Source organism: Sphaerospermopsis kisseleviana CS-549 (genome assembly GCF_028329225.1).
GTDB classification, from domain to species: Bacteria; Cyanobacteriota; Cyanobacteriia; order Cyanobacteriales; family Nostocaceae; genus Sphaerospermopsis; species Sphaerospermopsis kisseleviana.
The window spans coordinates 1-6,777 of the sequence record NZ_JAQMTI010000036.1; the positions used below are offsets into that span (position 1 = coordinate 1).

2 protein-coding genes are annotated in these 6,777 nt (G+C 38.2%); both read right to left on the reverse strand.

All coding sequences use genetic code 11. The features are described from left to right. Positions 1 to 429: 429 nt before the first annotated feature. Entirely contained in the window at positions 430 to 1,986 is a 1,557-nt protein-coding gene (locus tag PN497_RS02730) for an AAA-like domain-containing protein (RefSeq protein ID WP_096572107.1), read from the reverse strand. Positions 1,987 to 2,391: 405 nt separating this feature from the next. Next, positions 2,392 to 6,486 (reverse strand): Eco57I restriction-modification methylase domain-containing protein, encoded by a 4,095-nt coding sequence (locus tag PN497_RS02735; RefSeq protein ID WP_096572108.1) that lies wholly within the window; start codon positions 6,484 to 6,486, stop codon positions 2,392 to 2,394. Positions 6,487 to 6,777: the final 291 nt, after the last annotated feature.

Consider the following 6,777-nt stretch of genomic DNA (forward strand, 5'->3'; position numbering starts at 1 on the left):
CTAAACAACATCCCGTACATCCTATAATCCTGGTTATCCTGATTCAGACAAAATAAATCATCAATAAAAACCACAATCTCTAAACAACATCCTGTACATCCTATAATCCTGGTTATCCTGATTCAGACAATTATCAATTATCAATTATCCATTATCAATTATCAATCACATCCCGTACATCCTATAATCCTGGTTATCCTGATTCAGACAAAATAAATCATCAATAAAAACCACAATCTCTAAACAACATCCCGTACATCCTAAAATCCTGGTTATCCTGATTCAGACAAAATAAATCATCAATAAAAACCACAATCTCTAAACAACATCCCGTACATCCTATTAATTTAACGCAGATGAACGCAGATAAACGCAGATAAACACAGATAACCATTTATTTCTGCTAAAAACAGTGAGTTTTGCCAACACTCAAGCCCGAATCACAGTAATTCTATATTGATTTTCTGTCACCACCACCTCAGTTGATAATCTCTCCTCCATAGGTAAAGCATTTTTCCGCCTATCAAAGATAAATAACCAACCAAAATCTAAACCCAAACGCCCTAAATAAGATTCTAATTGTTCAATTCCATCACCTTGAGGATCGCGTTTTTTATCCCGCCACACTTTCAATTCAATCCCTAAAATAACATCTTTATAACGCAGACATAGATCCATTCTATCGCTACCAATTGCATATTCTCTTTCTAAAACCCCTCCACCATTAACTACACGATGTAAAAAAGCCATTAATACTATATGGGGTGCAATTTCATGGTAAGCAGCACTACTTAATAAAGGTTCTCCATGTTGTCGCCAAAACTTGAGAAATGCAGTCAATAAACTATCTATATTTAATTCACCTGTTGTAGTCAACCAACTAGGACTAATTAAAGGTAAACTATCCTGAGTTCCTTGGACTAAAACACGGGGAATTACTTCCCGATATATGGGATTAGAAATAACTAATCCTCCCCTGGGATCACGTCTTAATAATCCTAAATCTATTAAATATTGGCGATCATCTGCTAAAGTGTCAGGTAATGTTTGCCCTGCTAAAATGGGTTCAATAATATTTTTAACTCGTTTTTCTCTTAATCGTTCAGCTAAACTATCTAAATGAGTATCTTGACGATTAATTAATATTTCCTTGGCTGTTAAAATATGTTCTTTTGTAATAGTAATATTTCTATCTTTTACCATTTTTTCTACAATTTCTTTAGCTAAAGCATTCACTAACCAAGGTTGTCCTTGGGTTAAATCATAAGCTGTTTCTATTGCTTCTAGTGTGAAAATTTGTCCTGTTGCTGCTGTATGTTGTTGATATAATTCTCCTACTTCTGCAAGATTAAAATTTCTCATAGTCAGAGAAGCAACTTTTATATTAAAAGGACTAGAAGTATTTAATCTGTCACTACCTCCCGATGCTACTTTATAATCTCGCACATCTCGTAAACCAATTAAACCTACTGATGAGGGAAAATTTTCTGGACGGTTAGGAAAACCATCTCTTAATTGTCGTAAAATAGAAATTAATGTTTGATCTTGTAAAGAATCAATTTCATCTATAAATAATACTAAAGGGCGGTTTAAAGATGTTGCCCAAGCTGATAAAAAAGCTTTAATTCTGCTTCCTGGTTCTTCCTGTTGCCATTGTTTAACAGGTGGTTGTAATTCTTTGGGTAAACGAATATTTATTGTATCATACCAAGTTCCTAAAATGGCTAATTCTGCGGTGGTAGGATCATGATTAAATGCACTGCCTACTTCTACAGATACCATGACTGCGGCATAATTTCCAGTGTCGGTAAGTTGTTTTGCTAGGGATAACATGGCGGTGGTTTTCCCTGTTTGTCGTGGTGCGTGTAGGACAAAATAACTACGTTGTTGAATTAACGCCTCTAAATCTGGTAATCTGACTGTGGGAGATAGGAGATAGTGGATATCATTTGAACATGGACCTGCAATATTAAACCAGCGAGTCATAGAAATTTTGGTAATAGGTGAACTCTTTAAGTTTACACATTTTTCATGCTCCTGATGCATATAACCCACATTCCGCACTTCGCTTTATAATACATGAAGATTAAGAAAATTGGGGTTAATGGTGGTTGAATAGCGAACTGCTTGCAGCATTGCTTCGCTATCGCCGAAGGGCTATAATTCATACGTTTAAATAGGGGATGCTGAGAAAGTCTTGTCGTGATGACAGGTGACAGGTGACAGGTGCTAGGCCACGCTTCGCTATCACAAAGTGCAAGCTTTTTTAGGATCATAGCACCTAAAACCAGGCGCAATTTTAATTTTCATCATCCTTGATCCCTTGATTTATCTAGGTTCTACATTTATTCAGCATCCCCTATTTATATCCCAATCACCAATCACCAATCATCAGTCAATATTAAATAACGGTAACTCATTATTTGTGGTTTTAGTATTTTTCACCGTCTTCTTTTTATTACCCTTCCCTTTTTTCTTCCCTTCTGCAACTTTTCCTCCTAATATTTCTGACTCATAGCGTTTTTGGTTGAGTTCCAACAACTTCGCTAAAACTTCATCATGGGTTGACTCTGGCCAACGATATCTCCAAGGTTTTTTCTTACTTCTTTCCCCTCTCTTGGTAGGAGAGATATCAGGGGTGAGGTCTTCTTCTTCGTAGTCTAATAAAAATTCGCATTCTGTGGAAATGTCACCCCATCCGTAAGCGTTGAGAACCTCTTTATCCATTGCGGTGTGTAGTTCTCTGAGTTTAATAATGTCGGGGTCGTATTCGTCGGGATCATGAAAACGGTTGTAGGTTTCTGTCAGTCCTTGGTTGTTTTTTACCATCAATTCTGCGCGGTATTCATAATAGGTTTTTCCCGCTTCTTCTAATGTCGGGTTGTTTTCCCAGTTTTCGGGAAAGGGGAAGGTTTCAAAACAGTCTGATGGTGTGTAACGCAGTCTATCTTCTAATGATGAACCAAAAAATCTTGTCCATATTTCATGGATGCGAGATTGTAATATACAGAAAAATGAGTTTTTATCATTTGCAAATACTACATGAGGAGAAGCATAAATCATTCCAGTAGGTAAAAATGTAAATGACATATACTTGCTGGTAAAAGGATGAAATAATATTTTATGAAGCTGAGATATAGCTTTGGTTAAGCCTGGTCTTTTTTCTGCATATTGCCACCATTTTATCCGAAGTGCATCTCTGTTTTTTAATTCACGCTCTGGTTTTACTTTATCTTTGACAATTTGCATTAAATCAGGATATTCCCAAGCTTCATCTTCACTCATATCAAAAAAATTTATTGCATATCTCCGATGTGCGTGAGTAGGACTAGAATTAACTTCCTCACCTCCAATAAAAGGAAAAATTCTTTCTGCATTTTTAGGATTTTCTGCAATTAACCTTTGCATTTCTGCTATCGGTGTAGCTTCCGGGTTATCATCATCAAAAGTGAAACCCATTCCACCAAGATCACTACCTTTAAAACTCTTACCTGCATTTGCTAATAACACATTGGGGTCTTTATTTCCCCCCGCATGAAATAAGAACGCCGAAATTAAATCAACTTGCTTATTATCTAACAACTTTTTCCCTACATATTCACCCTTAAAACAGTGAACTACGCTAACCACAACCGCAGCTAAACCCGGCCACTTTAACCTTTTTTGGGCATTATAAATAATTCCCCCATGTTCACAAATATATCTCAAACCAGTGCTGCGGGTATCTCCCTGGGCGATAGTGTTAGTAGAAATTAAGCCAAAAGTAGCATTTTTTCGTAATAAATCAAACGCCCTTCTAAAAAAATATGCTACCAAATCAGATTGACCACCAGATTCAGGGTTGACAACTTTCAACCAATCTAAATAACTATTATCAAAATTACCTGATATTTTTTTTCCACCCAAAAAAGGTGGATTTCCAATAATTGCATCAAAACCGGGATTTTGGTTATCAAACACTTCTGGAAATTCAATTTCCCAATTAAACACAGGAACAGGTTTTTCCCCAGATTTTAAACTATTACATATATTGATAATTTCTTCTTTCTCCTGTTGGGGCAACCACGGGGGGTTTGCTTCTACCGACTCCTTTACGGGCGAAGCATTCGGGTGAGAAATTCTTGATTTTTCCTCAATATTTTTGTCCAAATGCTTCGCCCCTACCTTGGCAAACATTAACCGAAATTTATCTAACTCATCCTTCCTTGCTTTATCTTTTTCTGCTGTAAAAAACGCCGCAATAACTAAGTCACCTCTAACCCTGGTTTCCTCTAATTCTTTTTCTACATCTTCGTATTTTTCCCGTTTCTTCCCATATTCATCATCACCAAAATTAACAATCTCATTTCTATAATTTTTCACATTATCAATTGCTAATGGTAAAGATAAACTTTCATCTGTATAGGTAGTATCCGCTATCCAACTAAAATTTTTAATCTGTTCCCGCGTCAACCCCACCAAAGAGTCACCCCATTTCAATGCATGATCTAAAAATGTAAAGGTATGATTTTTTGCTAAGGTTGCCAACCACAAAGACAACTTCGCTAAATTCACAGCAAACGGATTTTTATCTACTCCATATAAACAACGTTGTGCTACCACCCGCCGCGCAAACAATAACACATCCTCATCTCCAGGAATAACCGGAGTATTTCCCTGTTTTTCCCACACTTCCACCACCTTTTCCGCTATCTGACGACAAACTTCTACCAAAAACGCCCCCGAACCCATGGCCAAATCACAGACTTTCAGGTTTAAAATGTCCTCAGATGTGGGGTGATCTCCCAACTTCTCAAATACCGGTCTTAATGTTTCTGTAACTATCGGTGCAGTTAACGCCCTTGGTGTATAATGTGACCCACTCCGTCGTCGTTCTTCCCCTGGTTGCAAATACAAACTGCCCACGGCCATTAAACTCGGTGTTTTTGGTGATACTTTCCGCCCCAGTGCATTCACTACTTCCTCAGCCGTTTTCGCCCCTTTCAACTCGGTTAAGGATTTACCGCTAATTTCACAGTTAGCTTGTTCTTTTAAATACTTTACCCTATCCCCGGCCTTGGTTTTGAGAATATCATCAACACTCACAACCACCGTTACAGAAGCCTTTGCACTTTTGGGTTTACTCCACACCCCGATAGATGGGCTAGTAGCCATTTGCACCTCATAACCCATAATCGCCTCATACACAGATCCGATTTGTTCCACATCCAAAGACCGGTAAGAAAGTCTTTCCCCATCGAGTACAAGTAGTCCTTGTAACACCCGGAAAATCACCCCATCGGAAACGCGGGGAATATCGGGAGTGGGGGAAGTAGGGGAGGTAGGGGAGGCAGGGGAGGCAGGGGAGGCAGGGGAAGCAGGGGAAGAAAAGACTTTCCCAGTCCCCAGTCCCTCTAAAAACGGATATTCCTGCGGGTCAAATAATTGACCTTCACGGGCGGGTAAATACAGATTGGCGTGACAACCACCACTATAAACGAGCCTAAACAAACTCAACAACCAAGCCCAAGCACCATAACGCTGATCCATTGTATCAGGAAAATTACCAGCGTCTTCTCGCAATCTTTCATACAATCCAGTTACGGAATAATAACGGGTATATACCGCATCCTGGGACATTAAACCCCGATCTTCGGCGTATAGTAAAAATACTAATCTTAATAAAATAGTAATCAAACCACCATATATATGTTGGGGATTATATTCTGCAATGTCTCGCAATAACCGCCCATTAACTGCTGCATCAGCCGCTTGAAATCCTCTTAATAATTCCCAAAGTGCTTCTAATACCTGTTCTGATAGTTGGGTGGAAACTTCGTTTTGTGCTTTGCGACTGCGTTCTAATAATGCTGGTAAACGCTTTTCTAGGGGATAGGTAAATAATATGTCGGGGTTTAGCAACATTTCTAAAGCTGCTAATATCGGTCTACCTGCTATTTCACACATATTATTGATGTTAAATGTCAGATATCCCGATGATTCAGCCGCCGGAGCATAAACGAGTCTTAATTCTATTTCGTTGTATAATATGCCTATATGTACTTTGCTTTCTTTTAATAAACGTTCAAATTTTAACTGGGGTGTCGTTTGCCATCCGGTGTTACTTGCTACTACTTCATCTAGTGGTTGTCCCGATTTGAGAGTTTGTATCAACATTAAATAACCACCCTCTGCACCGGGTACAGCATAGTTAGGGGTGAGGTTTTCTTGATAGGATTCTAAATATACTGACAATTCTGCTAATACTGATTCTGTATTAATTAAATCGCTTTCTTGCCAATCGAGAACCTCGATAGCGAAATCTGCAAAGTTATGTGATTCTGCTTGGCTTTCAATAAAATTACGGAGACGTATTTGTAAATCAACTACATTTTTTTGAGGAATTATCCCCGCTTCACTCAGTACACCAGGAGATACAACCCAGCCCACAGGCTGCATTAAGCCTAACCATTGTTTATGGAGGTATTTGTATTCGTTGTTACTCATGTTATTGGTGATTGGTGACTGGGAATTGGTATATTTTGGTATATTATTTTATGTTGTCTGAATCACGATGTCCAGGATTTGAGGATGTGCAGGATGGGATTTTTAAAGATTATCATTTTTTGTCTGAATCAGGATGTCCAGGATTTAAGGATGTGCAGGATTGTTTTTTTAAGATTATCATTTTTTGTCTGAATCAGGATGTCCAGGATTTGAGGATGTGCAGGATGGGATTTTTAAAGATTATCATTTTTTGTCTGAATCAGGATGTCCAGGATTTAAGGATGTGCAGGA